The organism is Acinetobacter sp. YH12105, from assembly GCF_013419095.1.
GTDB lineage: Bacteria > Pseudomonadota > Gammaproteobacteria > Pseudomonadales > Moraxellaceae > Acinetobacter > Acinetobacter pseudolwoffii.
This window is the reverse complement of sequence record NZ_VPAU01000003.1, coordinates 203935-230334: the sequence shown is the minus strand read 5'-3', so window position 1 is coordinate 230334 and position 26400 is coordinate 203935. Positions and strand designations below refer to the sequence as shown.

Genomic DNA, 26400 nt, shown 5'->3' with positions numbered 1-26400 from the left:
CACGCGGTGGACGAACAACAAAAATACATCTTGCAACCGACGCGAATGGATTACCGATTGATTTTAAAATCACTGAGGGTGACGTCCACGACAGTCAAGTTGCAAAACAACTGATTGATACGGTAGAGGAGGCAACTTATCTCATTGCTGATAAGGGGTATGATGCTGAGCACATTAGAATATATGCCAAGAACAAGAATATGATTCCCATTATTCCATTGAGATCAAACAGTAAGAGATCGAATAAGGAATTTGATAAATATCTATATAAATTAAGACATTTAGTTGAAAATGCTTTTGCGAGATTAAAACATTTCCGTGCTATTGCAACTCGATTTGATAAACTGGCACGCAATTATAAATCTATGATTCGTATAGCCTGTATATTTATTTGGTGCAAAGCCAAATGAGGACACACCCTAATTCATCAACAATAAAAACTAAAGGTTTTTCTAGCTGTGATGCAAGTTGAGCAAGCTCTTTTTTAAAATCTTGAATTGTTTGTTTTTCAATATGATGATTTTCTATTTTCTTTTCGATTTGTTCCTTTACCTTAGATGCTATCTTATCACTAGCAACATCAAAAACATCCTTTGCCTCCTCATAAACTGCTTTTATGGTCTCGCCTGCCCCACCTAAACCTATCCAGTGCATTCCAGCTTTAGCTACAATCATTGGTATTACAGCTGCTAGAGAAATTAAAACCGAGGCAGTCTTTGAATTAAAATCATTAATCTCTTCAATACCAATTTCATCAGAATCTTTAAAAGCTTGGCTAATCTGTGCTGCAATCGTTAAGAAGGGATCATCTAAATAATCATTCGCAAAGGCATCCAAATAAATGACATTGTGATTTGTATCAGATAAATGCTTTGCCCAGTGACGAACAAACCATGTTTTCCCCTCACCCCAACGCGCATCTAACGCTAATACTGCGCCACATTGCAAACGATCTACATAACGTTCTAATTGCAAACCTAAACGTTTTCTATCCCACAGATCACCTTCCCACGCACTTTGGATATTTTCAAAATCATCTCGTTTTATACCGACTTGATTGTTAGTCATTATTTTTAAAATACAGTTGCTTATTTTGAATAACATCATATCATTTTAATTTTTATAGACATAAAAAAACCCACTCAATCGGAGTGGGTTTTTTCAGAATATGGTGGCTATGACGAGACTTGAACTTGTGACCCCCGCATTATGAGTGCGGTGCTCTAACCAACTGAGCTACATAGCCTTAAACTGTGCGCGCATTATGAGATTTTCTTTAAAGAGCGTCAACCCCATAATGCACTGTTTGATCAAAATTTGTTGAAGTGAGCCGATAAGCCGGGTTCTGTCGTGAACGATCATTCCTCTAGGCGCACAATCACTCATGCGCTCAAGCGACCTACCCGAATCCAGCATGGGCCATGCCTAATGGATTCCTATTTGGTCTTGCTTCCGGTGGGGTTTACCTCGCCATGAACTGTTACCAGCCATGCGGTGCGCTCTTACCGCACCCTTTCACCCTTACCTCCGATTCCGATTGCTCGGAAACATAATGAAGGCGGTCTTCTCTCTGCTGCACTTGCCGTCGGTTTGCACCGCCCAGGCATTACCTGGCACCTTGCCCTATGAAGCCCGGACTTTCCTCCCCTGCTTCAATCACGGAGATCTCCACAGCAGCGATCGTCTGGCTCACTTCGAGCGGCATAGTACCAAATATCGCAACTAATTGCTTGATGTTTTTTGAGCAGTCAGTTTTTCATACTTGGCTTGTAGCTGTTCCTGCGTTTCCGCATGGTTCGGATCCAGTGGAATACAATCTACCGGACAGAACAGCTGACACTGCGGTTGATCATGATGTCCGACGCACTCTGTACATAAATCCGGATGAATCTCATAAATGAGCTCACCCATGAAAATTGCCTCATTTGGGCATACAGGTTCACAGACATCACAGTTAATGCATTCATCGGTGATATATAAAGACACGCTACCAACCTTGTTGAAGTTTACGCTCGAAGGCAGCAACCACGTTTGGGGGTACAAACTTAGTCACATCACCTCTTAATCGAGCAATTTCACGCACCAAAGTGGATGAAATAAAAGAATATTGCTCTGAAGGGGTTAAAAATACCGCTTCAAAGTGGGAGTCCAGCTGACGGTTCATATTGGCCAGCTGAAATTCATACTCAAAATCGGACACTGCACGCAAACCACGCAGTACAGCCGTCGCTTTTTGTTCACGAAAGAAATTGACCAGCAAACCATCAAAACCTACAAATTCAACATTGTCCAAATGACTCAATGACTCTTTTGCCAATGCAACACGCTCTTCCAGACTAAATACCGGATTTTTATGATGACCGATGGCAATCGCCACAACGACCTCATCAAACATTCGCGCTGCGCGGGTTACCAAATCAATATGTCCATTGGTAATTGGATCAAAAGTCCCCGGATAAATCACACGAGTTTTAGACATCCATTTGTACTCTGTTTGTTATGTAGAATCTTATTTTAGCAAAAACTTGTTTTTTTGGTGAATAATCCTCATTAATTTAAAAAACTTCACCTTATTTCTAGTTGCGGTACAATAGCAGCACGTTTGGAAGTATCAGATTATGGCGAAAGCATCTATTGTAGTAAAAAAAAATAATGGCGGTACCATTGCACTGAATAAACGTGCCCGCCACGATTATTTTATTGAAGAGAAATTTGAAGCGGGGCTGTCATTAAAGGGCTGGGAAGTCAAATCAATGCGTGCCGGTCGTATGACCATTGTAGAAAGCTATATTACCTTTAAAAATGGTGAAGCTTTCCTGTTTGGTGCGCAAGTTCAGCCTTTGCTGAGTGCTTCAACACACGTGGTGCCTGAAGCAACCCGTACCCGCAAACTGTTGCTGAATCGCCGTGAAATTGAAAAGTTGATGGGTGCGATTAACCAGAAAGGTTATTCCTGCGTTCCACTGGCCTGCTACTGGAAAGGTCCACATGCCAAGCTGGAAATTGCTCTGGTCAAAGGTAAGCAGCTTCATGACAAACGTGCCACCGAAAAAGACCGTGACTGGCAACGTGATAAAGCACGAATTTTCCATAAATAATGGATTAAAAATTGAATATAAAAAAACCTCCGCATTCGGAGGTTTTTTATAACTTTAAGCTTTACCGCCCAGTCTTGCCAGAGTCAGGGCAATATATTCCCCAAACCAGAACGCGGTTTTTAAATCACCTTCAGGTGGAGTCACTTCTACCGGTGCGTTATCTGACTGGGTCATTAAACCCAAAAAGCTCGACATCCTGTTTAGATCCGTGACGGCACGTCCTGTCGGCATTAATGGCAATCCACTCCATAGCATACCGTGCTGCATGGCAAACAGATTGATTTGCTGCAAGACCGCCAGCTTGTCGCCACTGAGTCCACCACCATTGGTAAAGGCTGCTGCCAGCTTACCCTGCCAGCTACGTGCCAGCCAGCGCTTGGAAGACTGTTCCATAAACAGCTTCATGGCAGAGGTCAGACTGCCCATATAGGTCGGACAACCAAAGATAATCGCATCTGCGGCATCTAGTACATCCCAGTCTATATGTTCGACATTCATCATATGCACCTGAACACCGGTTTCCCGTGCACCATCGGCAATAAAATTTGCCACTTTAGCCGTGTGTCCATAAGGACTGTGATAAACAATCGCAACAGATTTGGAAGATAGGGACATAACGCTCAAAAGCCAAAAAATTCAGTTAAGTTTAACATTTTCATGCCATAAACACGAATGTCGCCATACGCCCTGTTTTAGCTTCGCGGCGATAAGAGAAATATTCCTCTGCTTGACGATAAGAACACTGATCCCCACCCAATACGGTATTTATGCCGTGTTGCTGCAAGATATAACGTGCAATTGCATACAGGTCGGCATAATATTTACCTGCCTGTTCACCGACCTGAAATGCACTGTCCAGTTCAGGATATTTACCGCAAAAAGCTGCTTTTACTTCAGCACCAATTTCAAAACACGGCTGGCTAATTGCTGCCCCGAGCCAGGCCCAGGTCGGCGGAGTCTGCATAGCGGCAATGGTATTTTCGACAATCCCACCCGCCAGACCACGCCAGCCGGCATGCAGATTCGCCACTTCTGTACCTTCCGCATTACCTAATACCACCGGCAAGCAATCTGCCGTCATCATCATTAAGGCATGCGCCTTACGCTGCGTCACCAGACCATCTCCGACCAGTGCCTCAAAAGGCATCTGCTCATTAATACTATGACAGATGGTGCTATGCGTCTGGGTCATCCAGGTAATTTTATCTACGCCAAAGGCAGCGAAATCCTGCAATAAAGCCATACGATGCTGTTGTACCCGTAGCGCATTATCCTGCACATGCAAGGCCAAGTTAAAACCTGCAAGCTCAGGCTGTGCGGATGGCTGTACTTTCGCATGGTGAACGCGAGTCTGGCCGACATACACACCTTGTGGAAGTCCTGGTACAAATTGCATCTCGATTCCTTGCTTTGACGCGAGCTAAATAAAAAGATTAATAGGCTTTGTTTTCGGTACGCAGCACTTCAACCAGATTGGCAAAGTCTTCCGGCCACGGTGCTTCAAAGGTCATTTCTTCTTTGGTACGCGGATGGGTCAGACCGAGTTGTACAGCATGCAAAGCCTGACGCTTGAAGCCACGCAAAGTATCATCTAATAATTGCGATGCACCTGCAGGCATACGGACACGTGGCATATACACCTGATCGCCAATCAGGCCAAAGCCGATATAGCTAAAATGCACACGGATCTGATGGGTACGTCCAGTTTCCAGACGGGCTTGAACACGGGTAAAATGCTGGAAACGCTCTTTGACATTGTAATGCGTCACCGCGTCTTTACCACCTGGAAGTACGGTCATTTTCACACGATCCACCGGATGGCGTTTGATTGGTTCATCAATGGTACCGCCAGCAATAATATTGCCGTAAACCACCAAGTCATACAGGCGATATACTGATTTTTTCTCAAGCTGTTTGCTTAAGGCAAATTGTGCTTCCAGATTTTTGGCGACGACTAACAGACCGCTGGTGTCTTTATCGATACGATGTACCAGACCTGCACGCGCCAGTTCAGCCGATTTCGGATAGTGATGCAATAAAGCATTCACCAAGGTGCCAGAACTATTGCCAGCGCCCGGATGCACCACCATACCGACAGCTTTGTTAATGACGATAATGTCATCATCTTCATAGATGATGTCCAGTGGAATATCTTCCGGCAGGCTACGCGTTTGCGCTTCAAGCTCGACATTTAAGGTCAGGATTTCAAAACCATCACTTTTAAATTTCGGCTTGACCGGCTGACCATTCACCAATAAATTGCCATCTTTGATCCATTGCTTTAATTTTTCTCGGGAAAAATCGCTCCAGACCATCGCGGCAATCTGGTCGATCCGTTGCCCGATATAAGTTTCATCCAGTTGAAATTGCAACGATAAACGTGTTGCAGTTGCTTCTGAAGTATGGTTATCTGCATCCTCAGAATCTTCAAGTAAATTGAAATCAGTATCAGGGATATTAGAATTGGAAGATTGTGCTTGACTCATTTGCTCATTCAGACAAAAGTGGTTTAATAGTGCAATTGTAGCTCATTGCCCGTATTAACAGAGGAATTTTTATGTCGCTACCACATTATAAAATGACAATGCTTGCCCTCACGATTGGCATTGCATCGGCAATGGTAGGCTGTAGCAGTAATCCCAAAAAAGAAGTCGTCGATAAAGGTCCTGAATCTAGCGAGCAAGTTTATATTCAAAAAGCACAGAAAGCGCTAGATCGTAATCAATATACCGATGCCGCAAAACAGCTAGAAGCACTGGAAACCTATTTCCCGACCAGTCAGTATGCTCCGCAAGCGCAACTTGAACTGTTATATGTAAAATTTCAGCAAAAAGATTATGAAGGTGCAGTGGCACTGGCAGAGCGTTTTATCCGTCTGAATCCACAACATCCAAATGTCGACTATGCTTACTATGTACGCGGCGTATCCAATATGGAGCAGAACTATAATGGTCTGCTGCGTTATACCTCGCTGAAACAGTCGCATCGTGATGTCAGCTATCTGAAAGTGGCTTATCAGAATTTTGTCGATTTCATTCGCCGCTATCCGTCTAGCACCTATGCGGTCGATGCAGCGCAGCGCATGAAATTTATCGGTCAGGAACTGGCTGAGCATGAAATGAATGCGGCACGCTTTAATTTAAAACGTAAAGCCTATCTGGCTGCGGTTGAACGTGCACAATGGGTGGTGGAACATTATCCACAAACCCCTCAGATTCCAGAAGCACTGGCAACGATTGCCTATGGCTATGATCAACTGGGTGATAAAGCAACCTCTCAGCAATATGTTGATGTGTTAAAGCTGAATTATCCAAATCTGGTGAAATCTGATGGTACGGTCAACTTGCGTGCAGCACGTAGCGAAAGCAGTTTCTTTAACCGTGCCACACTGGGTATTTTTGGTAAAGAAGCCAAGACGGTGACTGACAACAATGCAGAGTCGGATGCGCCAGAAACTGAAAAGCGCAGCCTGACCAATCGTGTATCTTTTGGTTTGCTTGATCGTCCTAAAAATACCGAAGCAGAGCAACCTGAACCGACTGCCGAATAAGCCGACTGTCGCAGGTGCATTTTCTTTAAGGGCAAGGTATCATACTTGCCCTTTTGCTTTGTCCCGGCCAGGCTTGAACAAATCGTGCAAAAGGTATACAAAGGAAGTTAAAAAGAATTGACCTGAATCAGTTGAATCCTATTGATTCAATCACTTAAACCTTAGATACGCAGCACGAGAAGCTCAGCAGATTATGGCAATTCCTCAACATACGATTGATCAGATTCTCGATCGCACCGATATTGTCGATGTGATTGGTCAATTCGTGAAACTGAAAAAAACTGGCCGTACCTATTCGGGCTGCTGTCCTTTCCATCAGGAAAAATCGCCCTCTTTTCACGTCTATCGTGACAAACAATATTTTCACTGTTTTGGCTGTCAGGCCAATGGCAACGCCATCCGTTTTTTAATGGACATTGGTAGCCGTAATTTCGTCGAAGTGATGAAAGACCTGTCCAGTCAGACCGGCATTGAACTGCCAAAAGACAATACTGATTCCAATAAATTAAAATACAAACGGGAAGCCGCCAAACCGAAAATAGTCGCTGCGACCAAAGTTGAGAATACGCAAGCTCCGCAACGCCCAGCACAAGAACATTCTGTGTCGGATGCTTCTTTTGATCCATTTGCAGAGTTTCAGGCCTCCGAACAGGATTTCTACGGCGACCCTTTTGCTGCTTTTGAGCACATGCCAATGGCCGAAGTTCAGCAAGACGGCAACTTATACGACCTGCTGGAAAATATTGCGCAGTTCTATGAACGCCAGTTACCCAACAGTTCCAGTGCACAGCAATATTTCAAGCAACGTGGCCTGACTGCAGAAACCATTGCCTATTGGCGCTTAGGTTATGCACCTGAAGACTGGCAACATCTGGAAAAAGCCTTTCCTCAGGATATCGAAGGCCTGAAACTACTGGGGCTAATTCGTACCAGCGACAGTGGCCGTGATTTCGACCTGCTGCGAGAGCGGGTAATTTTCCCGATTCGTGATACCAAGGGTCGTGTGGTCGGCTTTGGTGGCCGTGCGCTCAATGACGAGATCAAGCCCAAATACATCAACTCGCCAGACTCTGAAGTTTTCCATAAGAACCAGTTGCTTTATGGGCTGTATGAAGGCAGAAAGCAGAAAGCCCAGGAATGGCTGATGGTCGAAGGCTATATGGATGTGATTGCATTGCAGCAATACGGCATTCATGGCGCAGTCGCGACACTGGGAACTGCCAGTAATACCGACCATCTGAACATTCTGTTTAAGCAGAACAACCGGATTACCATTGCCTTTGATGGCGATGCTGCCGGTCAAAAAGCCGCACGCCGAACGCTGGACATTGCCCTGCCATTACTCAGTGATGGCCGTGAGCTGAAATTCTTTGTTTTGCCTGCTGACCATGACCCGGACTCCTTGATCCGCCGTGAAGGCATCGAAAACTTTAGACGCTTGCTGGATCAGGCGCCGCTGATGTCGGACTTCGTGTTTGCCCATCTGACCCAAAATCAGGACATCACTACCCCTGAAGGTAAAAGTCAGGTCATGGGTGAACTGAAAAATCTGACCGAATTATTGCCTAAACATGGCTCATTCCGCTATTTGCTGCAGCAATTTTTCCGCGAAAAACTGGGCTTTAACCGTAAATGGCAACCCAAGGTTAATACCGATGCATCCTTAAGTTTTAGCACCAAAATTGATGCTGAAGAATATGTGATTGCAATTTTGATGAATCATCCCTATTTGTATATTCATTTTGAACCACTGCGTGCGCTGGTATCTGAAGATCAGCTGCTGTTTAAAATCCTAAATATTCTGAATGTGATTTTTGATGACCTGCCGGATGATCCTGAACTCTCGATCTATTATGTTTTAGGTGCCTGTGCAGTACATCATCATGAATTACAGCATATTCTACAACATGCCAATGTGAGCGATTATACCTCTTCGCCTGAACAGGCCGACAAACTGGCGGCAGACTTCTCGACCAAGCTGCAATATCAGTGTCTGAAAAACAAGATAAAATCGAAAAAATTTAGCAGCATTGCAGAAATGAAGAATCTGAAAATGCAGATTTACGAAATTGATAAAAAACGCTCCATGACCTTATTGGACGATTAACAGTTTTAAATCGCTTCAAATAAAAATAAGGCGTTTATCTCTAAACGCCGTTCTTCAAAATAGCTATTGTTAAAGAGCTCGCTAATGTTTGGTCTTGCGGCGTGTATCAACTACCTCTTGCAAGGTATCGCGCATCATTTCAAAACAGCTTGGATCTTCCGCCTTGGCCGCCTCACGCAGCACAATAGAAGTCGGATGTAAGAGTTTCTGTGTCAGGCGGTGCGAAAACTCAGCCATAACCATTTCTGCTTTTTCACCCTGGGCAATACGTTGCAGCGCCAATGCCAGTTCTTCCTGCCGCAACTCTTCACCATGGTCACGATAAGCATGAATGGTGGCCCCGGCCTGCTTGACCTTTTGCTGGGTCATCAGTTCTGTTGCGAGCTGATTCACCATAACTTCGGCTTCAACCGCAGCCTGACGACGATGCGCCAGATTTTCCTCAATCACACTTTGCAGATCATCGACGCCATACAGATATACCCCATCAAGTTTTTCAACTTTAGGATCGATATCACGTGGCACGGCCAGATCGACTAACAACATTTGCTGATAACGGCGTTTTTTCAGTGCCGCTTTGATATCTGCAAAATGAATCACCTGATGCAGACTGCCGGTACAACTGGAAATCACATCGGCGCGATGCAGATTATTTGCCAGCTGGTCAAAGTCAATAATTTCTACTTCCACCCGATGCGCAATTTCCTGCGCCAGAATGTCGGCACGTTCGCGGGTACGGTTACAGATAATAATCTTGCCCACACCCATTTCTGCGAGATGCTTGGCGACCAGACTGTTCATCTCCCCGGCTGCTACCACCATAATGGTGAGCTTGTCTGGATGACTAAATACCTGTAGGGCCAACTGTGCAACCGCATAGCCCATCGATACCGCATGACTGCCGACAGCAGTCTCGGAACGAACCCGTTTGGCCGCATAAAAGGCATATTCAAAAATTCGGTTTAAACTGCGTGACACCGTCTGGGAGTCTTTGGCAAGAGAAAGTGCATTTTTGACTTGTCCCAGAATCTGCGGTTCACCCAGCATCAGTGAATCCAGACCACTGGCGACACGCATCAAGTGCGTCACGGCTTGGGCATTTTCATAACGATAGACATGATTTTGCAGTTGTTTGACATCCACCCCATTTTTTTGGGCGAGCCAGTTCAGCACCATGTCGACATTGTCAGACATCGCGTAAACTTCGGTTCGGTTACATGTAGACACCACCACCATGTCGTTTAATTCAGGGTGTTGGCTTTGCTCGGCAAGAATGGCACTTAACTTTTCAGGGTTAAACGCAACTTGTTCCCGCAGTTCTACAGAGGCAGTTTGATGGTTGACACCCAATGCAAAGAAAGACATATCAGGTCATCATTTCAATAAATTTATGCTATTGTGCAATATCGGTGTCATAAAAAGCATTACTTGGATCAAGAAAAATTGCGTCAAACAATCAGCCGTATCAACGGCCCTACAATTAAGCAATATTCTACCACATTCCTACTGGTGGGTAGCATGGCTTCAACTGCTCATCTTTATGCAGCGGAAGCAGTTTACCATGCAAATCAAAATTATGATGCCATAAAACAAAGTATGATGGCCGAGTTTGCCATTGCCGCACATGACATTCCGACTGCTTTGCACAACTATACAGTTCTGGCAATCAAGAGCAACTCCACCACGGTCAAGCAGCGTGCACTGAATGTTGCATTGGAACATGATGATTTACAGGCAGCCCTCGATATCTCGACCCACTGGGTGGTACAGGAGCCGCAGGATGTCCCCGCCTTATTTTATTTATCCCATATTGCCCTGAAAGCGCATGAGTATGAGCTGGCGGCAGAGACCTTAGAGAAAATCCTGCAAATTGATGACAGTGCCGATCTGGAAGAAATTCTCGCTGGGATTTCACCTGAAGGCACAGAAGACCGCAGCTATCTGATTCAGGCTTTAAGCACCACCAAAGCCAGAGACAATCCGTCTATTCTGGTGCTGGTGGCCGGTCTGGAAGCACAAAATGGTCAGCTGGAACAGGCTTTAAATACCATTAACCGTGCTCTAAAAAAACGTCCGAATGCGACTGGTTATATCCTGATGAAAGCCAATCTGCTGAATGCTCTTGGCGATCCAGAAGAAACCCTACAATGGTATGAAAAATCCAGCCGTAAACACCGTAACAATCTGGATGTGCGTCTGGCCGAAGTCAAATATCTGGTCAAGCTCAATGAATCGACTTTAGCGCTAAAAAAACTGCAGGATATTCTAAAAAAATGGCCAACGGCTGAAGAAGCCTTGTTTATTGCCGGACTGACCAGTATTGACTTGGAAGAATACGAGAAGGCCGAAAAACATCTGGTCGAACTGCGTTATTCTGCACAGTATCAAAATGAAGCCTATTATTATCTGGCAGTGAATGCTGAACGCAAACAGCATTATGAAACCGCCAAAGCCTATTATCGTCTGGTCGATGGCAGTCTGTACACCGTCTCGCGTCGTAACATGATCTCGATTTTTGCCCAGCAGGATAAGCTGCATGATGCGCTGCGTTTCTTGACTCAGGAACGGGTGAATTATCCGCAACATGCCAGCTTTTTATATCTGGCCCAGGCAGATATTTTAACGCGTATGCAGAATAAAAAAGCCGCGATCCGCCTGCTAGAAGAAGCCAGCAAAAACCTGCCGGATGATCCGGAACTGGTTTATGCACAAGTGCTATTGCTAGATCCACATCAGGATCGCAACAAGCTGGATGAATTGCTGGCAAATTTACTCAAGATTGAACCGAATAGTCCGACCTATCTGAATGCCTATGCCTATACCCTGGCAATGCAGAACCGGCGTCTGGAAGAAGCGCGCCGCTATGTCGAACAGGCACTGGAATATGCACCGGAACAGGCTTCCATTCTGGATACTTATGGTTATATCTGTTATTTACAGAATGACTTTGCCACGGCTGCAGATGTCTTATACAAAGCATATCAACTCAATCCAAGCGTGAAGATTGGGGTACGTTATGCGCGTTCGTTGTACATGAATGGTGATATACAACACTTCCATCAAGTGTTACAACAATTACAACAAAACCATCCAAATGACCCCGAATTAAAACAACTTAATTCGCTATTGTTAGCACCACAAAACCAAACGAGTTAATTCTTTTATGCGCAATTTAAGCCAATTGGGCTGCTGTGCCTTTGCAGCAACTGCTTTATTCTTAACTGGCTGTCAGCAGATGATCAATCCGCAAACGCCAGTGACACCTTCTGTACAGGCAGATAATCAATTCCAGCTGCAAGGTAAAATTGGTGTGCGCACACCGCAACAGACCGGCAGTGCATTCTTTACCTGGGTACAACAGCAAGAAGAATTTGATATTGAGCTGAGTGGCATTTTAGGTGTGGGCAAAACCCAGATTTCCGGCACGCCCGGCCAAGTCACATTAAACAGTGCTAAAACGGGTGTGATTCAGGCGGCCAGTGCCGAAGAATTACTGCAACGCGCCACAGGCTGGCAAGCACCGATCAGCTATTTAGTGGACTGGGTACAGGCCCGCCCTGCGACAACGACTGCCAAATTGCAAAAAGATGATACACAGCGGATTAGCCAGATTATTGAACAGGGCTGGACGGTCGATCTCAATTACAATGCGCAGGCCAAAATGCCAAACCGCTTGATTTTAAAGCAGTCACTTGAAAATGGTGCGGAAAACCGTATTACAATGATCATTGAAAACCGTTAATTGACCTGATGTTAGCCCATGATGATTCGTGTTCCCTCGCCTGCTAAACTGAATTTGTTTTTACATATTACCGGTCGCCGTGAAAATGGCTATCACGAGCTGCAAAGCATTTTTCAGCTGATTGATCTGTATGACTGGCTGGAGTTTGAACAAACAGATAATCAACACATCCAGATTGAAGGGCTGGCCTCAGTCGATCTGGAACAAAATTTAATCTATCGTGCGGTACAACTGTTGAAGCCCTATGCTCAAACACTGACCGGGCTAAAGATTCGTCTGGAAAAAAATATCCCGATGGGTGCTGGACTCGGTGGCGGCTCGTCGAATGCAGCCACCACCCTGATTGTGCTGAACCAGCTCTGGCAGTGCGGTTTAAATATCGAGCAACTGGCAGACCTCGGAGTCAAGCTGGGTGCAGATGTACCGATATTTGTACATGGCCGAAATGCCTGGGCTGAAGGCATTGGCGAACACTTAACATTCATAGACTTAGATCAAAAACAATTCATTGTGTTAAAACCTGACTGTTTTATCAGCACTCAACTGCTTTTTTCGCAAAAAGCATTGACAAGAGACACGAAGAGCACTAAATTTTGCGCCTATCAGCAAACGCCATCTGATTTTGGAAATAACTTTGAGCCACTGGCTCGATCCTTATATCCTGAAGTCGATGAAGCGATGCAATATCTCGACCAGTTCGGTATTGCAAAACTTACAGGTACAGGTGCTTGTGTGTTTATTGAAGTCACTGAAAATCTGAATATCGAAGATATTCTTGCAAATGCACCATGTAAAGCTTACCTGGTCAACAGTTTACAAGAATCACCTTTAGTTCAGTTTAAAGTGTAGATAGGGGTATCGCCAAGTGGTAAGGCACCGGGTTTTGATCTCGGCATCCGTTGGTTCGAATCCAGCTACCCCTGCCATTTTCACCTGTAGATGTACTGTATTAGGGGTATCGCCAAGTGGTAAGGCACCGGGTTTTGATCTCGGCATCCGTTGGTTCGAATCCAGCTACCCCTGCCATCTTACAGTTCATCAAATTTAGGGGTATCGCCAAGTGGTAAGGCACCGGGTTTTGATCTCGGCATCCGTTGGTTCGAATCCAGCTACCCCTGCCATTTTCTCGAAAAAAGACAGAACACTCATTTGCTGTAAGACTGTTAATTTACCTTGACACTTTACCGTAAAAATATTAAAGTTCTGCCGCATTAGGGGTATCGCCAAGTGGTAAGGCACCGGGTTTTGATCTCGGCATCCGTTGGTTCGAATCCAGCTACCCCTGCCATCTATTCCCATATATCCCAACCGCCAAGGGTGCTTCATGCCCAATCTTGTCGTTTTTAGTGGATCTGCGCATCCACAATTCGCTCAAAAAGTCGTAAGTCACTTACATATTCCTCTAGGCGCTGCCTCTGTAGGTCAGTTCTCTGATGGTGAAATCGCTGTCGAGATTACTGAAAACGTTCGTGGTAAAGACGTATTCGTCGTGCAACCTACTTGTGCTCCTACTAACGATAACCTGATGGAAATCTTAGTCATGGCTGACGCTTTGCGTCGTGCAAGTGCAGGTCGTATTACTGCCGTGATTCCTTACTTTGGTTATGCTCGTCAAGACCGTCGTCCACGTTCAAGCCGTGTGCCAATTACTGCTAAAGTCGTTGCAGACATGCTGACGACTGTAGGTATTGACCGCGTTGTGATGATTGATCTTCATGCTGACCAGATCCAAGGTTTCTTCGATATCCCTGTAGACAACATCTACGGTACACCAGCGCTACTTGCTGACTTACGTCAGCAGTCACATCACAACCTGATGGTGGTTTCACCTGACGTGGGTGGTGTCGTGCGTGCACGTGCTGTTGCGAAACAAATGGGTGATATCGATCTTGCAATCATCGATAAGCGTCGTCAAAAAGCGAATGAATCACAAGTGATGCATTTGATTGGCGATGTGAAAGATCGTGATTGTGTCATCGTCGATGACATGGTAGATACTGCAGGCACTTTATGCAAAGCAGCTGATGCATTGAAAACTTTCGGTGCTCGCAAGGTTGTTGCTTATGCAACGCATCCAGTACTTTCTGGTAAAGCATTAGAAAACTTAAGACATTCTGTGATTGATGAATTGGTGGTTTGTGACACCATCCCACTTTCAGATGAAGCTTTAGCACTGGGCAAGATTCGCCAGGTTTCCGTAGCCAGCATGGTTGCCGAAACGATTCGTCGCATTAACAACGAAGAATCTATTAGCGCAATGTTCGATTCTTATCTATAATAGAGCGCTGAATTTTCAAAGCCCTGCCATTTGGTAGGGCTTTTACTCACTAGACTGGTCGCAAGTCTGGTTCATTTAACTTAAATAGGATGTCTATCATGGCAAACTTCGTATTAAACGCAGCAGCACGTGAAGAAGCAGTTCAAGGGAAAGGTTCGAGCCGCCGCCTTCGTCTTCAAGCTAAAGTTCCTGCAATCATCTACGGTGGCGAAGCTGCTCCTGTAGCTGTTACTCTTGAGCTTCGTCAGCTTGTTAAATTCTTAGAAAACAACTCTTTCTTTGAAGAAGTTATCGAAATTGATGTAGACGGTAAAGTTGAAAGCGTGAAAATCCAAGCCTTACAACGTCACCCAGCTAAAAACACGCCTATGCACGCTGACTTTAAACGCGCATAAGTGTTAATGGTGTAATTAGTGTCAAATATTTCACTGATTGTTGGTTTGGGCAACCCAGGTTCTGAGTATGCCCAAACCCGCCATAATGCAGGGGCCTGGTTCGTAGAACGCCTTGCAGAGCAATATGGCATTACCCTCAAGAAAGACCCGAAATTCAATGGATTTAGTGGTCGTGGCAATATCGAAGGTCAAGACGTTCGTCTTCTTCTACCTACAACCTTTATGAACCTTTCCGGTAAAAGTGTTGTTCCTTTCGCCAAATTCTACAATATCGCACCTGAATCGATCCTGATTGCCCATGATGAACTGGATATGAATCCTGGTATCATTCGTCTGAAAACGGGTGGTGGTCACGGTGGTCATAATGGTCTACGCGATATCGTGCCGCATATTGGTTCAAACTTCCATCGCCTGCGTATTGGAATCGGCCATCCTGGTGCCAAAGACCGTGTTTCTGGTCATGTGCTCAGCAAAGCGCCGAGCAGCGAACAAAAGTTAATGGATGATGCAATTTCACATGCGCTCGCACGTACCAAAATGCTGGTGAATGCAGAAGTACAGCAAGCCATGAATCAAATTAATGCCTATAAGCCGAACTGATCATTCAAAAATCGCTGGACAATTCCGCTTGTCAGAAAGATCATTTAAGCGCAAAATGCGCAAGCCTACCCACTTATCCAGTGTCGTAGAAATTGATTCAACCATATGATGATCAAAGTCTTAGTTCAACTCAGGGGACGCTAGCCATGCTATCTCGTTTATTAAAATGCAAAATTCACCGCGCTCACGTTACACATGCAGAATTACACTATGAAGGTTCATGTGCAATTGATGGCGTTTTGATGGATTTAGCTGGCATTCGCGAATACGAAGAAATTCATGTGTGGAACGTGACCAATGGTAAACGTTTTGCAACTTATGCCATTCGTGGCGAAGATAATTCAGGCATCATTTCAGTCAATGGTGGCGCTGCACATCAAGCCGATGTAGGCGATATCATCATTATTGCAACTTTTGGTGATTTCACTGAAGCTGAAGCAAATGCACATCAGCCACGCTTGGTCTATGCAAATCCAAACAATACCGTCAGCCATACTGCCAACTGTATTCCGGTACAAGTCGCTTAAGTCGATTCGACCAGATTCCCAAAGCTCGCACCTCGCGGGCTTTTTTATGGCCAGAATGACTAAATATAATTAACTGCCCTGCCGCCAGCTTTTAGAACTTTCACAATTTAGGGGCTTTAAATGGGAGTCAACAAGATTAACCAGTAAAGCCTTTCCATTTTCCTTAAGCTTAAGTTCGGCAAATTTGGCACTGCGATAACACGGCTCCAGGCCTTCGGCGAATAAAAAACTATTGGCCGCCGGATATAAAGCTTCAAAACTATTGCGTGGATTCTTTAACAGCAGTTTTGCGGAAGATGCCGGATGAACTTGTAACAGACGCGGATCAAAACTGCTTCGTATCACCCGTCGTTGTGCATCCAAGCGTACATAGCTCATGACCTGAGACCGATCTTTAAAATCCTGAATAGTGATATCTGAACCTGTTTGATTCAGGGCAGTTTCATCAGCATCTAGACCAGCAAAATGCAACTGATAGTTCAGCGCCATATAATCGCCCTGCAAAATCGAACGCGGATCGACGGGCGCCAACTTAACAAAAATACTCTGACTATTTCTTAAATGCCATTCATGCTGGATAATTAAGCCCACAAATAAGGCAATACTAAAAATACTCAGGTGTAGCACCCAGAACTTTTTCATGAGGCTACTCCTGTTTTCGACTGAAATTTCGGTGAGCTCAACACATAAGCCAGAAGCAAAACCAGCAGACCTGAAGCAAAGATACTGACACTCTTAAATAAAAAGCTGAGTCCCAGATTGTAATACAGCAACCATAACCAGAAGATCAGTAACAGAACCAATAAGGCCTGCATCAATCGCTGTTGATTGACCATCGCCCAGGCCATAAGTACCAGAATGATGAAAATTTCAAAATAGCCCAGTGCAATCAGTAAAATGCCTACGGCAGGAATCAGCCAGAGTGGTGTCAGCGAAAATTGCTTCAGATGTATTCCGATAAAACTCAGCAGCCATACTGCGGGTAAAATATAGAAAACAATTGCTTCATCTATACCGCGCGGATGCAGTTGCTGCGCTACGCCAAATTGCAACAGACATTGAAAAATAGCCGTTGCTGCCAAAATACTGATCATCCACAGATTCACACTTTTGGCATAAGCTGAAGCAAGCCAGTGTCTTGCAGTGAGTAAAGCCACGGTCAGCACACTGTAATTCAACAGCATGATCCATGTGATCAGGCGATGGTCATGAGAAAATGGGTGCTGCTCGATTAAAACTGCAATTCCCAACGCATGAGCCAGTAATAACTGTAATAGCAGCACCAGCCAATGCATGCGATTCATGATACTTAGCAACGTAATACCGATTTGTATCAGCCAGATCAGCAATAAACTATCTGTCAACAATTCGGTATGAATCAGGACAGCAGCCTGACCGCAAACCCACAAACAATAAGCCAGTTGCCGCAGAAAAACTGAAGGCTTGCTATGAATCAGCCACCAGGCAATCCCGATAAAGATTAGCCCCATCAGGATGGATAAACTTTCCCAATAGGTCAGCAACAGCATGGCCAGTATCACACCAGCAATCCATGCGCCCAGCGCCAGTGGAATGACCGAAAACCGGCTCTGGGGTAACAGCTTTATCAGCAGCGCACTAATCGCCGCAAACCAGCCAAAGATGAGCAAAGCCAGCACCAATAAGCCTGCAGCTGAATTTTGCAAATATTGGTCTGTGAGATCAAAAATCAGAATGCTAAAACTCAGTGCCAGCCCTGCAACCAGCAAACTGGTTTCCAGCTGTTGCTGCCGAGTATAGAAATAAGCACTAAATAACAGTGCTAAGACCAGTACCGAAGCCAAATACCAGATCGAATTCGAGTCGATAAATCGAAACATGCTGAATACCGAAATGAGTACCACCACGGCAATCAACAGATAGCGTAAAACCGGATAATAGCGTAATGCATAGATCAGACTCAGTCCGGTCAACAGATTAAGACTGAGCAGATAGGCAGTTTCAGCACGCACCAACCAAAAGCTTTGTTTAAAATAAAAATAAAGCGCCAGCTGGCTGACCACGCAAAATAATGCAAACACACCAATATTCGGTCGATACAGCCAAGGCAAAAGTAACAATGCCCAAAGCAAAAATAGTTGATAACTGTCCGCGCCAGTCTGATAGATCTGCCCAATCACCGCCAGACTTAAGCCCAGCATTAAACCCGATACAGTATCCAGACTTTGTCTTAACTTTTCTCGCGCAGCAAAATGCACACTCAGCAATGCCGAACCCAACAATAAAACTTGCGGCATAAACAACTGGACAAATTTCGGCAGCATCCACCAGTTTGCTGCCAGCAGATACACGATACTGACAGCGATCAGCGCGAGTCCAATGATTTGAAGAATCTGAATAACAGCAGGTTGAATAAATAACAGCGGTGAGAATGGATGATCGGGCTTGGTTACTGTTTTAGACATGCTGATCTGTTCAATTTTTATTTGATTTTACCTTAGCATGATTTTTAGCGCATATGCCAGGCAGGAACCTTACAACTGTGCAGTACTTTTTTAAATCAGGATCTGATAAATGCCGTAAAGAGCAATGATCAGCAGAATGAGACCACACAAGGCCAGCAAATGCGGATACAACCGAGAACGGGATAAACGGTTAAAACCCAAATACACCACCGACAGGGTCAGGAAATCCAGCACGATCCAGCTCAAGGTTAAGATTATGAGACTCAAATCGAGATCAGATGTAATACCAATAAACTGCGGGAAAAAAGCCGCAAAGAAAATAATATCTTTGGGATTGGAAATACCGACCAGAAAACCCTGCTGAAAGCCGCCACGTACCGGAGATAACTTCTTTTGAGTTGACTCTGCTTGCTGGAAAATCACCTCCCGAAATATTTGCAGCCCCAGATAACCAATATACAGACAACCCAGCAACTTGATGGCATCCAGCCACTGTTCATTAATGACCAGCAAGCCTTTCAGGCTTAATATCGATAAAGCAATCAATATCAATGAAGCGAAATTGGTGCCAAAAATAGTTCTTAAAGCCGCAGCATAACCGCCTTTTAGACCGGCACTGGCCACCAGCAACATCACCGGACCAGGCGTGGCGATCATTACCACAACAGCCAGACAATACAAGAGATACTCACTGATATTCATGCTTTTCCCTCAGCTGTTGTTATTTTTCTGCATAAAAAAAGAGGACTTATTCCTCTTCCTGCAGATGAATCAGATGCTGACTAATGCCATCCGCCCGCAGAAAAGCCAGATCATAACTGGCAGTGGCCAAAGCCAGAATCCGGCGCTCAAACTCATCCCAGAGTGGACGTACCTGCTTATAATGAATCCCCAAACCACTATCATCGGTAAAATGCCGATTTTTTTCACAGAGCTTTAAAGCATGATACAGCTTACGTCCTTTGGAGGCATCGTCACGTAAACGTACCCGTTTTGACAGCACAAAGGCTTGAACCTTGACGATATCTGCATGTGGCAACAACGGCACTAAAATCTGATCCAGCTGTGCATCCAGACGCCGCCATACGGCATGATGTTGATCAGCGCCATAAGTGTTCCAGTGAATCACCTCATGATTGAAACGGCGGCAACCACGACATACCGCATCACCAAATACGGTCGAGCAACGCCCAGCACACGGGGTTAAAGACGCAATACGACGATCTGAACTCAAAACACACTCCAAAGATACTACAACTTCCAGTACCTGCATCACTGCATAAAACTTTACAAAATTCCGGGTCGGGCATGACTATACACGCTCTCCCCCATGAATTGAAGCCTGTTAAAAGGCAAGTGTTTTACTCGCTTATTCACTCGAATCACGCTAAAATATGCGCCTTTAAATTATCATGCTACGTTGGAGTATTCCATGAACGCTACTGTAGAACAGCTTGCACCTGTAGAACAGCAAGCGACCTCAGGTTGGGTTGTTGCCGCACTTTATCAATTCAAAGAAGTTCAAGATCCTGCCGATCTTCAACAACGTCTTTTAGACTTGGTAAAAACAATCAACCTTTGTGGAACACTCATTGTAGCGGGTGAAGGGATTAACGGTACGGTTGCAGGCGACCGTGCATCGATTGATCAAATTCACCAGTTCCTTCTCAATGAAGGCTTTGTTGAGATGGAATACAAAGAGTCAGACAGCTCTGACAAGCCATTTCGTAAAATGAAAATTAAATTAAAAAAAGAAATCGTGACTTTAGGGGTAGAAGTGAAACCACGTGATCTGGTCGGTCACTATCTTGATCCTCAAGAATGGAATGAACTGATTGCGCGTGATGACGTGATTCTGGTTGATACCCGTAACGATTACGAATACAAAGCAGGAACGTTCAAAGGCGCGATTGACCCGAAAACTGAAAGCTTCCGTGAATTCCCTGAATATGTGAAAAATAATCTGGAACAGCACAAAGACAAGAAAATTGCCATGTTCTGTACCGGTGGTATTCGCTGTGAAAAATCCACGTCACTTCTTTTGCAAGAAGGTTTTACAGAGGTGTATCACCTGAAAGGCGGTATTTTAAAATACCTGGAAGAAACTCCGGCTGAAGAAAGTATGTGGGAAGGCGAATGCTTCGTATTTGATGGCCGTACAGCAGTAACACACGGTGTTGAAGAAGGTCAAAACACCAAATGCCATGCCTGTGGCTGGCCTTTGCTTCCTGAAGAAGTGGCGCTGCCAAGTTATGAACATGGTGTCTCTTGCGTGTACTGCATTGACAAGACCACAGAGAAACAAAAAGACGGTTTCCGTATGCGTCAGTCCCAAATTCTGGCAGCAAAACGTAAACGTCTCTAAGCCAGCCGCTTTGTAAGAAAATATATAAAAACCCTCTTCGGAGGGTTTTTTATTTACATAAAAATTACAACAGTAATAAAACTCTCACCAATTCATTACCAAGAACCTTATTTTTTTCCAAGCAAGATTGCTAGTCTATTGAAAAGTCTATCTTAAGCCAAGTCTTTCATTATTAACTTAAATTTTAAAATGAAAAGGAATATAACATGACCAGTTCACTTGCTCGAGATCCAGATAATCTGGTTCAGTTTCAACCCAAAGAGAATATAAAACAACAACGACTTCATCAGGTTAATGACGAGCTTGAGAGCCAGTCACATGTGTTTGTGGTCATCTTGGGAACTGTGATTGGCGCGATTTTAGCGCTGTTCATTGGTTATCATCTTAATACCAGTGTCATTCATTTTATGCTGCTGAGTGTTTTACCTGTCTGTTTGGCCTATGGCTTACGCAAAGTCTATATTTATACGCTGACACATAGCTGATTCTGCCTGCTCATTTATATTCCAAGACTTTACCGCATAAAAAATACTGCTTAGGATACAGGCAGTATTTTTTATTTTGACCATCTTATGAATTTAACTGAATGGATTATTTCCGTCATGGAACAACTGGGCTACTGGGGTATTGCCCTGCTCATGTTTCTGGATAATGTCTTCCCACCCATCCCTTCCGAAATCATTATGCCTTCTGCGGGCTATTCGGCCTCTCAGGGTGAGTTAATACTGGTCGGGGTGATCATGGCCGGTTGCATTGGCTCATTACTAGCAGCAGCCTTGCTGTACTGGGTGGGTTATAAATTCAATCACGATTCCATTTTCAAGTTTGTCGACCGTTATGGCAAATATCTGTTTATCAAATCCAATGATGTGAAAAAATCACTGAGCTGGTTTGAACATTATGGACATCGGATTGTGTTTTTTGGCCGCATGGTTCCTGCCGTCCGCTCACTGATCAGCATTCCTGCCGGCATGAGCCGTATGCCCTTCTGGAAATTCATGTTCTATAGCGCACTCGGAACCATCATCTGGACCACGTTTTTGGCCTGTGTCGGATTTTACTTTGGTGAAAACCAAGAGTTGATGCAGCAAATTTTCAGTAAAGTCAGTTATGTGATTATTGCGATTGTTATAGTCATTATTGCCTGGGTTATCTACCGTAGACAGCAGCGTAAAAATCGTCCATCCTGAATAGACCTCAGCATGAAGGAGGCTAAAACGATGTCGCACTATCTTAAATATTTTGCTACCGTTTATCTTAGCTTGGTTCTATTCGTGGGCGTACTCATTTATGTATTCAATCTGGGCGCGATTCTCCTGATCCCGGCCCTGATCGCGTCAGCCTTTCTCAGTGCCCGATACTTTGTGAAGAGAGAACAACATTTACCCAGCAAGGAAGAGAAAAGCAAACTGGTATGGGGTTCTACCATCATTGCGATTACATTTGGGTTTATTTTTATATTTGTTGTGATCTGGATGCATCCACAGACTGAAGCCATCTTCAACAACATGGCTTATACCGGAAGGGGCCCGAATTCATTTCTGATGGCCGCTGTGATTGCGGTGCATGGTTTGATCTTTCATATTGCCTATAATAGCTATGCCCGCTACAGTCTGAGCAAACGGGTCGGTATTGAAAGAAAGTAAAATCCCTTCGATGCTTTGATAAAAGTCCAAAGCTAAAAAAAGCACCGTGCGGTGCTTTTTTTATGAATTATTCTGGAGTGTGATACATCAGATACAATTCATTTAAGTTGTCTGGAATTTCTTCTGCAAGTTCGTCCATTAACTGGCCATTGCGACGGAAAGTTTCCATTTGCGGATCTTCATCATCAATGCCGCTGAAGACCATGATTGGCAGAGTTAAATCTACCAGTTGCTCTTCAAATTCTTCAGTAAACCAAGCTTCTTCGTTAAGGAACATGGCATCGACAAAGCCCACACTCCAGTCACCCAAGCTTGATTCGGTGTCTGCTTCTTCAATTTCAAATGGGAATGTAATCCCTTCTTCATTGGCTAAGCTTTGACGGATAGACTCTAACCATGCTTGTACCTGAGTGATGATTTCTGCAGGCACTTTCTTTTGATTGCTATCAAAAAGCTCGTCTAACCATTTGTCGAATTTTGGGCCTACTGCAATAGCACATAAGAAACCATGGGTTGCTGCGAAATCTAGACCATGTTCATTTTGGTCACCATCTAGATATTCACTCAACAGGTCTAAATCTAAAGCACTCATCTAACATCCAAACTTAGAAAACCGAAAGGTTTAGCATAGCATTTATTCAGGCCATGCTAAATCCGAATTCGTTAATCTTCGTCATCAAAATCGTCATCATCGTCGAAGTCATAGTCAAAATCTTTGAGTTCGCGTTCCAAGCGACGTTGTGAAAGTAAATCATCAATCAGACGACGTTTTTCCAACGACTCTTTAGCGCTCAGCTTGCTGGAAGCTTCATCGAAATTAACATCATCCTCACCGAAGCTATCATCTAGTTCAAAATCTGTAGAAGACACTAAAACTTCCTCATAGTGAAAAATGTAAATGGTTTTAGCGCTATTTATCTTGCCTAAAACCACAAGTCAAGTTTTATTTAAATTTTCGTATTTTAAAGTTGTAAATAGGGCTTTTTTTTAAGGACATTGTGTGACATGATATAATCCACCCTGCGTCCTTATGTTTTTTGACTACACATTTTTTGGTCAAATACACAGATGCCGGGGTTGGACTTGAAAATAACAAATTCATCCCCATCTTAAATTACTGAATTTCATTTTAAATATTTTATCAGACAGCTTGAACGCTGAATACTCTGATGAAATACGTAGGCTATTCACTAAATTTAATGAGCTTAAATCGTGCATAAGTTGTACGGTTTTTCCTGTCACAGATTCAACGAAGAGTAAGCAAAAGATGAGCGATATGAATTCCCCTACTTCACAAGTAGCGGCTCTGATTAGCCGAGGCAAAGAACAAGGTTACTTAACCTTCGCTGAGGTTAACGATCATCTGCCGGACTCCATCACAGAAAGCGAGCAGATTGAAGATATCATTCAGATGCTGAATGACGTGGGTATTCCTGTACATGATCGCGCGCCTGAATCTGATGATACGATGTTCGAAGATACTACAGAAGCTGCCGATGAAGTTGCAGAAGAAGAAGCTGCAGCCGTACTGGCCTCTGTAGAAAATGAGCCAGGTCGTACAACTGACCCTGTGCGTATGTATATGCGTGAAATGGGTACCGTTGAGCTTTTAACCCGTGAAGGCGAAATTAGCATTGCAAAGCGCATCGAAGAAGGTATTCGTGATGTTTTGCACTCGATTGCTTACTGGCCCAATGCGGTAGAAGTGGTTCTACAAGAATATAAAGATTATGAAGCGGGCGAACGCCGTCTTGCTGACCTGTTATCGGGTTATTTAGATCCTGAATCAGACGAAGAAATTCCTGAAGTACTCGAAGAAGAAGTCGAGATCGCTGAAGACAAGACTGACTCGAAAAAATCGACCAAGGATGTAAAACTGGACGATGATGAAGAGGAAGAAGCTGAAACTGAAGATGATTCAGAAGCTGATTCTGGTCCAGATCCTGAAATTGCCAAAGCGCGCTTCACTGAACTTGAAAATGCATGGTTGAATACCAAAACAGCCATCGAAAAACATGGTCGTGACAGCGAAGAATCTGAAGCTGCGCTGGAAGCACTGGCGACCGTATTCATGATGTTCAAATTCACGCCGCGTCTATTCGATATCATTTCAGAAATGATTCGTGGTACGCATGACCAGATCCGTGGTGCAGAACGTGAAGTGATGCGTTATGCCGTGCGCCGTGGTCGTATGGATCGTACCCAGTTCCGTACTTCTTTCCCGGGACAGGAATCGAATCCAGCCTGGTTAGATGAACAGATCGCGAAAACACCTGCAGACCAGAAAGCCTATCTGGAAAAAGTACGTCCCGATGTATTGGCCTTCCAGCAAAAGATTGCCGATATTGAAAAAGAGTTGGGTCTTGATGTTAAAGGCATTAAAGACATTGCCAAACGCATGGCCGTTGGTGAAGCTAAGGCACGTCGCGCCAAGAAAGAAATGGTCGAAGCCAACTTGCGTCTGGTGATTTCAATTGCGAAAAAATACACTAACCGCGGCTTGCAGTTCCTGGATCTGATTCAGGAAGGTAACATTGGCTTGATGAAAGCGGTGGACAAGTTTGAATATCGTCGTGGTTATAAATTCTCGACTTATGCAACCTGGTGGATTCGTCAGGCGATCACCCGTTCAATCGCCGATCAGGCACGTACCATTCGTATTCCGGTGCACATGATCGAGACCATCAACAAGATCAACCGTGTATCGCGTCAGCTTCTTCAAGAAATGGGGCGTGAACCGACACCTGAAGAGTTGGGCGAACGTCTGGAAATGGACGAAGTCAAAGTACGTAAAGTGCTAAAAATCGCCAAAGAACCGATTTCGATGGAAACACCGATCGGTGATGATGAAGATTCGCATCTGGGTGACTTCATTGAAGACAGCAACATCACGTCACCAATTGATGCTGCGACTTCAGAAGGCCTGAAAGAAGCGACACGCGAAGTTCTGGAAAACCTGACTGAACGTGAAGCCAAAGTCCTGAAAATGCGTTTTGGTATCGACATGCCGACCGACCACACCTTGGAAGAAGTGGGCAAACAATTTGATGTGACACGTGAACGTATTCGCCAGATTGAAGCGAAAGCACTACGTAAACTTCGCCATCCATCGCGTTCAGAACACTTACGTTCATTCCTTGAGAATGATTAAGATTTGATGCTTATTCTGGAAACTTGAAATTTAATCATCAGTCTCCACTTAAGTAGCCAAGACAGACCCAAACGCCTGCATGATTGCAGGCGTTTCAAATCAGGGGGACTACCATGTTAGACCGTACACCATCTCGTGAACTTCAAGAACATCTTTGGGTTTTCCCTATGGATTATCCGATTAAACTGATTGGCCTTGCTGGCATTGAACTGCGTCAGGCCGTAAATGATATCTTTGTAAAACATTTTCCTGAGTTTGATGGCAGTGAAATGACCATCACACCGTCGCGTACTGGCAAATATCATTCCATTACCGCACAACTGCGCTTTTTGGAACTGGAGCAGGTGCATGCAGTATATGCAGATTTGGCCGCCTGTCCGCTGATTAAAACCGCACTGTAATCAAAAATACAAAAGACACGCTTTCGGGCGTGTTTTTTATGCCTGTACAATGACTGAGCTAGCGCTTAAATATTGTAGGTCTCGCCCCTATTTCAT

At 44.4% G+C, this 26400-nt stretch carries 30 protein-coding genes, 5 tRNA genes and 1 other RNA gene; 21 read left to right on the top strand and 15 right to left on the bottom strand.

Features of this window, described 5'->3' with window-relative positions; genetic code table 11:
- On the top strand, positions 1-410 hold a 410-nt coding region (locus tag FTU44_RS04595; RefSeq protein WP_180049615.1), incomplete at its 5' end, for an IS5 family transposase.
- Here FTU44_RS04595 and FTU44_RS04590 read toward each other — a convergent pair.
- The 5 genes from FTU44_RS04590 to coaD all read right to left on the bottom strand — a co-directional run bounded on the left by FTU44_RS04590 (position 388) and on the right by coaD (position 2479).
- A complete protein-coding gene (locus FTU44_RS04590; protein WP_257226404.1) occupies positions 388-1107 on the bottom strand; it encodes a KAP family NTPase in 720 nt (239 codons plus the stop codon). The genes FTU44_RS04595 and FTU44_RS04590 overlap by 23 nt on opposite strands.
- A gap of 62 nt (positions 1108-1169) precedes the next feature.
- Positions 1170-1246: transfer RNA gene (locus tag FTU44_RS04585), tRNA-Met, on the bottom strand.
- A 72-nt stretch (positions 1247-1318) separates the two neighbouring features.
- An RNA gene (rnpB, locus tag FTU44_RS04580) (RNase P RNA component class A) lies at positions 1319-1696 on the bottom strand.
- Positions 1697-1722: 26 nt separating this feature from the next.
- Positions 1723-1986: a YfhL family 4Fe-4S dicluster ferredoxin gene (locus FTU44_RS04575; protein WP_180049613.1), complete on the bottom strand. Its 264-nt coding sequence runs from the start codon at positions 1984-1986 to the stop codon at positions 1723-1725.
- Position 1987: 1 nt separating this feature from the next.
- Positions 1988-2479 (bottom strand): pantetheine-phosphate adenylyltransferase, encoded by a 492-nt coding sequence (gene coaD, locus FTU44_RS04570; RefSeq protein ID WP_004280585.1) that lies wholly within the window; start codon positions 2477-2479, stop codon positions 1988-1990.
- Positions 2480-2618: 139 nt separating this feature from the next.
- On the opposite strand from coaD, the gene smpB reads away from it, so the two are divergent.
- Positions 2619-3098 carry an SsrA-binding protein SmpB gene (gene smpB / locus FTU44_RS04565; RefSeq protein WP_004280586.1) on the top strand — a complete coding sequence of 160 codons (480 nt, stop codon included), beginning with the start codon at positions 2619-2621 and terminating at the stop codon, positions 3096-3098.
- Between the two features lie 54 nt (positions 3099-3152).
- Here the strand turns inward: smpB and FTU44_RS04560 are convergent, their stop codons facing one another.
- Genes FTU44_RS04560 through rluD form a run of 3 tightly spaced genes read right to left on the bottom strand, consistent with a single transcriptional unit; the run spans position 3153 to position 5584 of the window.
- Entirely contained in the window at positions 3153-3713 is a 561-nt protein-coding gene (locus FTU44_RS04560; RefSeq protein ID WP_180049611.1) for a flavodoxin family protein, read from the bottom strand.
- Between the two features lie 40 nt (positions 3714-3753).
- Positions 3754-4494: a peptidoglycan editing factor PgeF gene (gene pgeF, locus FTU44_RS04555; protein WP_180049609.1), complete on the bottom strand. Its 741-nt coding sequence runs from the start codon at positions 4492-4494 to the stop codon at positions 3754-3756.
- A 37-nt stretch (positions 4495-4531) separates the two neighbouring features.
- A complete protein-coding gene (rluD, locus tag FTU44_RS04550) occupies positions 4532-5584 on the bottom strand; it encodes a 23S rRNA pseudouridine(1911/1915/1917) synthase RluD (protein ID WP_180049607.1) in 1053 nt (350 codons plus the stop codon).
- A gap of 71 nt (positions 5585-5655) precedes the next feature.
- On the opposite strand from rluD, the gene FTU44_RS04545 reads away from it, so the two are divergent.
- A complete protein-coding gene (locus tag FTU44_RS04545; RefSeq protein ID WP_005097733.1) occupies positions 5656-6648 on the top strand; it encodes an outer membrane protein assembly factor BamD in 993 nt (330 codons plus the stop codon).
- A 193-nt stretch (positions 6649-6841) separates the two neighbouring features.
- Positions 6842-8755: a DNA primase gene (locus FTU44_RS04540; protein ID WP_005097734.1), complete on the top strand. Its 1914-nt coding sequence runs from the start codon at positions 6842-6844 to the stop codon at positions 8753-8755.
- Between the two features lie 81 nt (positions 8756-8836).
- On the opposite strand, the gene hemA is transcribed toward FTU44_RS04540, so the two are convergent.
- Complete coding sequence (gene hemA, locus FTU44_RS04535; protein WP_159138246.1) at positions 8837-10120, bottom strand: glutamyl-tRNA reductase; 1284 nt, start codon at positions 10118-10120, stop codon at positions 8837-8839.
- A 78-nt stretch (positions 10121-10198) separates the two neighbouring features.
- On the opposite strand from hemA, the gene FTU44_RS04530 reads away from it, so the two are divergent.
- From FTU44_RS04530 to panD, 11 genes are all read left to right on the top strand, one after another.
- The gene (locus FTU44_RS04530; protein ID WP_034608942.1) at positions 10199-11911 is read left to right on the top strand and encodes a tetratricopeptide repeat protein; all 1713 of its coding nucleotides are present in this window, start codon (positions 10199-10201) and stop codon (positions 11909-11911) included.
- 7 nt (positions 11912-11918) lie between these two features.
- Complete coding sequence (lolB, locus tag FTU44_RS04525) at positions 11919-12497, top strand: lipoprotein insertase outer membrane protein LolB (protein WP_005097737.1); 579 nt, start codon at positions 11919-11921, stop codon at positions 12495-12497.
- Between the two features lie 21 nt (positions 12498-12518).
- Positions 12519-13346, top strand: coding sequence for a 4-(cytidine 5'-diphospho)-2-C-methyl-D-erythritol kinase (gene ispE / locus FTU44_RS04520; protein WP_035337985.1), 828 nt, complete (start codon positions 12519-12521; stop codon positions 13344-13346).
- 2 nt (positions 13347-13348) lie between these two features.
- Positions 13349-13423, top strand: a tRNA-Gln gene (locus FTU44_RS04515).
- Positions 13424-13448: 25 nt separating this feature from the next.
- Positions 13449-13523, top strand: a tRNA-Gln gene (locus FTU44_RS04510).
- A 20-nt stretch (positions 13524-13543) separates the two neighbouring features.
- Positions 13544-13618, top strand: a tRNA-Gln gene (locus tag FTU44_RS04505).
- A 92-nt stretch (positions 13619-13710) separates the two neighbouring features.
- Positions 13711-13785, top strand: a tRNA-Gln gene (locus tag FTU44_RS04500).
- 36 nt (positions 13786-13821) lie between these two features.
- Positions 13822-14775 (top strand): ribose-phosphate pyrophosphokinase, encoded by a 954-nt coding sequence (locus FTU44_RS04495; RefSeq protein ID WP_005097740.1) that lies wholly within the window; start codon positions 13822-13824, stop codon positions 14773-14775.
- Between the two features lie 98 nt (positions 14776-14873).
- Positions 14874-15170 carry a 50S ribosomal protein L25 gene (rplY, locus tag FTU44_RS04490; RefSeq protein WP_005097741.1) on the top strand — a complete coding sequence of 99 codons (297 nt, stop codon included), beginning with the start codon at positions 14874-14876 and terminating at the stop codon, positions 15168-15170.
- Between the two features lie 18 nt (positions 15171-15188).
- Positions 15189-15770: an aminoacyl-tRNA hydrolase gene (pth, locus tag FTU44_RS04485; protein WP_005097742.1), complete on the top strand. Its 582-nt coding sequence runs from the start codon at positions 15189-15191 to the stop codon at positions 15768-15770.
- Between the two features lie 146 nt (positions 15771-15916).
- On the top strand, positions 15917-16297 hold the full coding sequence (gene panD, locus FTU44_RS04480; protein ID WP_005097743.1) for an aspartate 1-decarboxylase: 381 nt from the start codon (positions 15917-15919) through the stop codon (positions 16295-16297).
- 69 nt (positions 16298-16366) lie between these two features.
- Here the strand turns inward: panD and FTU44_RS04475 are convergent, their stop codons facing one another.
- From FTU44_RS04475 to FTU44_RS04460, 4 genes are all read right to left on the bottom strand, one after another.
- The gene (locus tag FTU44_RS04475) at positions 16367-16939 is read right to left on the bottom strand and encodes a GDYXXLXY domain-containing protein (protein WP_180049605.1); all 573 of its coding nucleotides are present in this window, start codon (positions 16937-16939) and stop codon (positions 16367-16369) included.
- Complete coding sequence (locus tag FTU44_RS04470) at positions 16936-18741, bottom strand: DUF2157 domain-containing protein (protein ID WP_100329104.1); 1806 nt, start codon at positions 18739-18741, stop codon at positions 16936-16938. Before FTU44_RS04470 ends, FTU44_RS04475 begins: the two co-directional genes overlap by 4 nt.
- A 90-nt stretch (positions 18742-18831) precedes the next feature.
- Positions 18832-19443 carry a LysE family translocator gene (locus FTU44_RS04465; protein WP_005097747.1) on the bottom strand — a complete coding sequence of 204 codons (612 nt, stop codon included), beginning with the start codon at positions 19441-19443 and terminating at the stop codon, positions 18832-18834.
- 46 nt (positions 19444-19489) lie between these two features.
- Positions 19490-19975 carry a DUF1289 domain-containing protein gene (locus FTU44_RS04460; protein ID WP_035337988.1) on the bottom strand — a complete coding sequence of 162 codons (486 nt, stop codon included), beginning with the start codon at positions 19973-19975 and terminating at the stop codon, positions 19490-19492.
- A gap of 198 nt (positions 19976-20173) precedes the next feature.
- Between FTU44_RS04460 and FTU44_RS04455 the strand changes: the two genes are divergently transcribed.
- From FTU44_RS04455 to FTU44_RS04440, 4 genes are all read left to right on the top strand, one after another.
- Positions 20174-21106 carry a rhodanese-related sulfurtransferase gene (locus FTU44_RS04455; protein ID WP_005097749.1) on the top strand — a complete coding sequence of 311 codons (933 nt, stop codon included), beginning with the start codon at positions 20174-20176 and terminating at the stop codon, positions 21104-21106.
- 206 nt (positions 21107-21312) lie between these two features.
- Positions 21313-21591: a hypothetical protein gene (locus tag FTU44_RS04450; RefSeq protein WP_005097750.1), complete on the top strand. Its 279-nt coding sequence runs from the start codon at positions 21313-21315 to the stop codon at positions 21589-21591.
- 87 nt (positions 21592-21678) lie between these two features.
- Complete coding sequence (locus FTU44_RS04445) at positions 21679-22296, top strand: DedA family protein (RefSeq protein ID WP_180049603.1); 618 nt, start codon at positions 21679-21681, stop codon at positions 22294-22296.
- A gap of 30 nt (positions 22297-22326) precedes the next feature.
- Positions 22327-22752 (top strand): ABZJ_00895 family protein, encoded by a 426-nt coding sequence (locus FTU44_RS04440; RefSeq protein ID WP_100329106.1) that lies wholly within the window; start codon positions 22327-22329, stop codon positions 22750-22752.
- Between the two features lie 67 nt (positions 22753-22819).
- On the opposite strand, the gene FTU44_RS04435 is transcribed toward FTU44_RS04440, so the two are convergent.
- Entirely contained in the window at positions 22820-23344 is a 525-nt protein-coding gene (locus FTU44_RS04435; RefSeq protein ID WP_005169813.1) for a YecA family protein, read from the bottom strand.
- Positions 23345-23415: 71 nt separating this feature from the next.
- Positions 23416-23622 carry a PA3496 family putative envelope integrity protein gene (locus FTU44_RS04430; RefSeq protein WP_005169810.1) on the bottom strand — a complete coding sequence of 69 codons (207 nt, stop codon included), beginning with the start codon at positions 23620-23622 and terminating at the stop codon, positions 23416-23418.
- Between the two features lie 346 nt (positions 23623-23968).
- Between FTU44_RS04430 and rpoD the strand changes: the two genes are divergently transcribed.
- Together rpoD and FTU44_RS04420 are read left to right on the top strand one after the other, a co-directional pair.
- Complete coding sequence (rpoD, locus tag FTU44_RS04425; protein ID WP_373686002.1) at positions 23969-25903, top strand: RNA polymerase sigma factor RpoD; 1935 nt, start codon at positions 23969-23971, stop codon at positions 25901-25903.
- Positions 25904-26016: 113 nt separating this feature from the next.
- Positions 26017-26304 carry a YbeD family protein gene (locus tag FTU44_RS04420; protein WP_005169807.1) on the top strand — a complete coding sequence of 96 codons (288 nt, stop codon included), beginning with the start codon at positions 26017-26019 and terminating at the stop codon, positions 26302-26304.
- Positions 26305-26400: the final 96 nt, after the last annotated feature.

What these genes read in the sequence shown, in the direction of transcription:
- FTU44_RS04590 (WP_257226404.1), bottom strand. Translation starts at nt 1,107, where the DNA reads ATGATGTTATTCAAAATAAGCAACTGTATTTTAAAAATAATGACTAAC.
- coaD (WP_004280585.1), bottom strand. Translation starts at nt 2,479, where the DNA reads ATGTCTAAAACTCGTGTGATTTATCCGGGGACTTTTGATCCAATTACC.
- smpB (WP_004280586.1), top strand. Translation starts at nt 2,619, where the DNA reads ATGGCGAAAGCATCTATTGTAGTAAAAAAAAATAATGGCGGTACCATT.
- FTU44_RS04560 (WP_180049611.1), bottom strand. Translation starts at nt 3,713, where the DNA reads ATGTCCCTATCTTCCAAATCTGTTGCGATTGTTTATCACAGTCCTTAT.
- pgeF (WP_180049609.1), bottom strand. Translation starts at nt 4,494, where the DNA reads ATGCAATTTGTACCAGGACTTCCACAAGGTGTGTATGTCGGCCAGACT.
- rluD (WP_180049607.1), bottom strand. Translation starts at nt 5,584, where the DNA reads ATGAGTCAAGCACAATCTTCCAATTCTAATATCCCTGATACTGATTTC.
- FTU44_RS04545 (WP_005097733.1), top strand. Translation starts at nt 5,656, where the DNA reads ATGTCGCTACCACATTATAAAATGACAATGCTTGCCCTCACGATTGGC.
- FTU44_RS04540 (WP_005097734.1), top strand. Translation starts at nt 6,842, where the DNA reads ATGGCAATTCCTCAACATACGATTGATCAGATTCTCGATCGCACCGAT.
- hemA (WP_159138246.1), bottom strand. Translation starts at nt 10,120, where the DNA reads ATGTCTTTCTTTGCATTGGGTGTCAACCATCAAACTGCCTCTGTAGAA.
- lolB (WP_005097737.1), top strand. Translation starts at nt 11,919, where the DNA reads ATGCGCAATTTAAGCCAATTGGGCTGCTGTGCCTTTGCAGCAACTGCT.
- ispE (WP_035337985.1), top strand. Translation starts at nt 12,519, where the DNA reads ATGATTCGTGTTCCCTCGCCTGCTAAACTGAATTTGTTTTTACATATT.
- FTU44_RS04495 (WP_005097740.1), top strand. Translation starts at nt 13,822, where the DNA reads ATGCCCAATCTTGTCGTTTTTAGTGGATCTGCGCATCCACAATTCGCT.
- rplY (WP_005097741.1), top strand. Translation starts at nt 14,874, where the DNA reads ATGGCAAACTTCGTATTAAACGCAGCAGCACGTGAAGAAGCAGTTCAA.
- panD (WP_005097743.1), top strand. Translation starts at nt 15,917, where the DNA reads ATGCTATCTCGTTTATTAAAATGCAAAATTCACCGCGCTCACGTTACA.
- FTU44_RS04475 (WP_180049605.1), bottom strand. Translation starts at nt 16,939, where the DNA reads ATGAAAAAGTTCTGGGTGCTACACCTGAGTATTTTTAGTATTGCCTTA.
- FTU44_RS04470 (WP_100329104.1), bottom strand. Translation starts at nt 18,741, where the DNA reads ATGTCTAAAACAGTAACCAAGCCCGATCATCCATTCTCACCGCTGTTA.
- FTU44_RS04465 (WP_005097747.1), bottom strand. Translation starts at nt 19,443, where the DNA reads ATGAATATCAGTGAGTATCTCTTGTATTGTCTGGCTGTTGTGGTAATG.
- FTU44_RS04455 (WP_005097749.1), top strand. Translation starts at nt 20,174, where the DNA reads ATGAACGCTACTGTAGAACAGCTTGCACCTGTAGAACAGCAAGCGACC.
- FTU44_RS04450 (WP_005097750.1), top strand. Translation starts at nt 21,313, where the DNA reads ATGACCAGTTCACTTGCTCGAGATCCAGATAATCTGGTTCAGTTTCAA.
- FTU44_RS04445 (WP_180049603.1), top strand. Translation starts at nt 21,679, where the DNA reads ATGAATTTAACTGAATGGATTATTTCCGTCATGGAACAACTGGGCTAC.
- FTU44_RS04440 (WP_100329106.1), top strand. Translation starts at nt 22,327, where the DNA reads ATGTCGCACTATCTTAAATATTTTGCTACCGTTTATCTTAGCTTGGTT.
- FTU44_RS04435 (WP_005169813.1), bottom strand. Translation starts at nt 23,344, where the DNA reads ATGAGTGCTTTAGATTTAGACCTGTTGAGTGAATATCTAGATGGTGAC.
- FTU44_RS04420 (WP_005169807.1), top strand. Translation starts at nt 26,017, where the DNA reads ATGTTAGACCGTACACCATCTCGTGAACTTCAAGAACATCTTTGGGTT.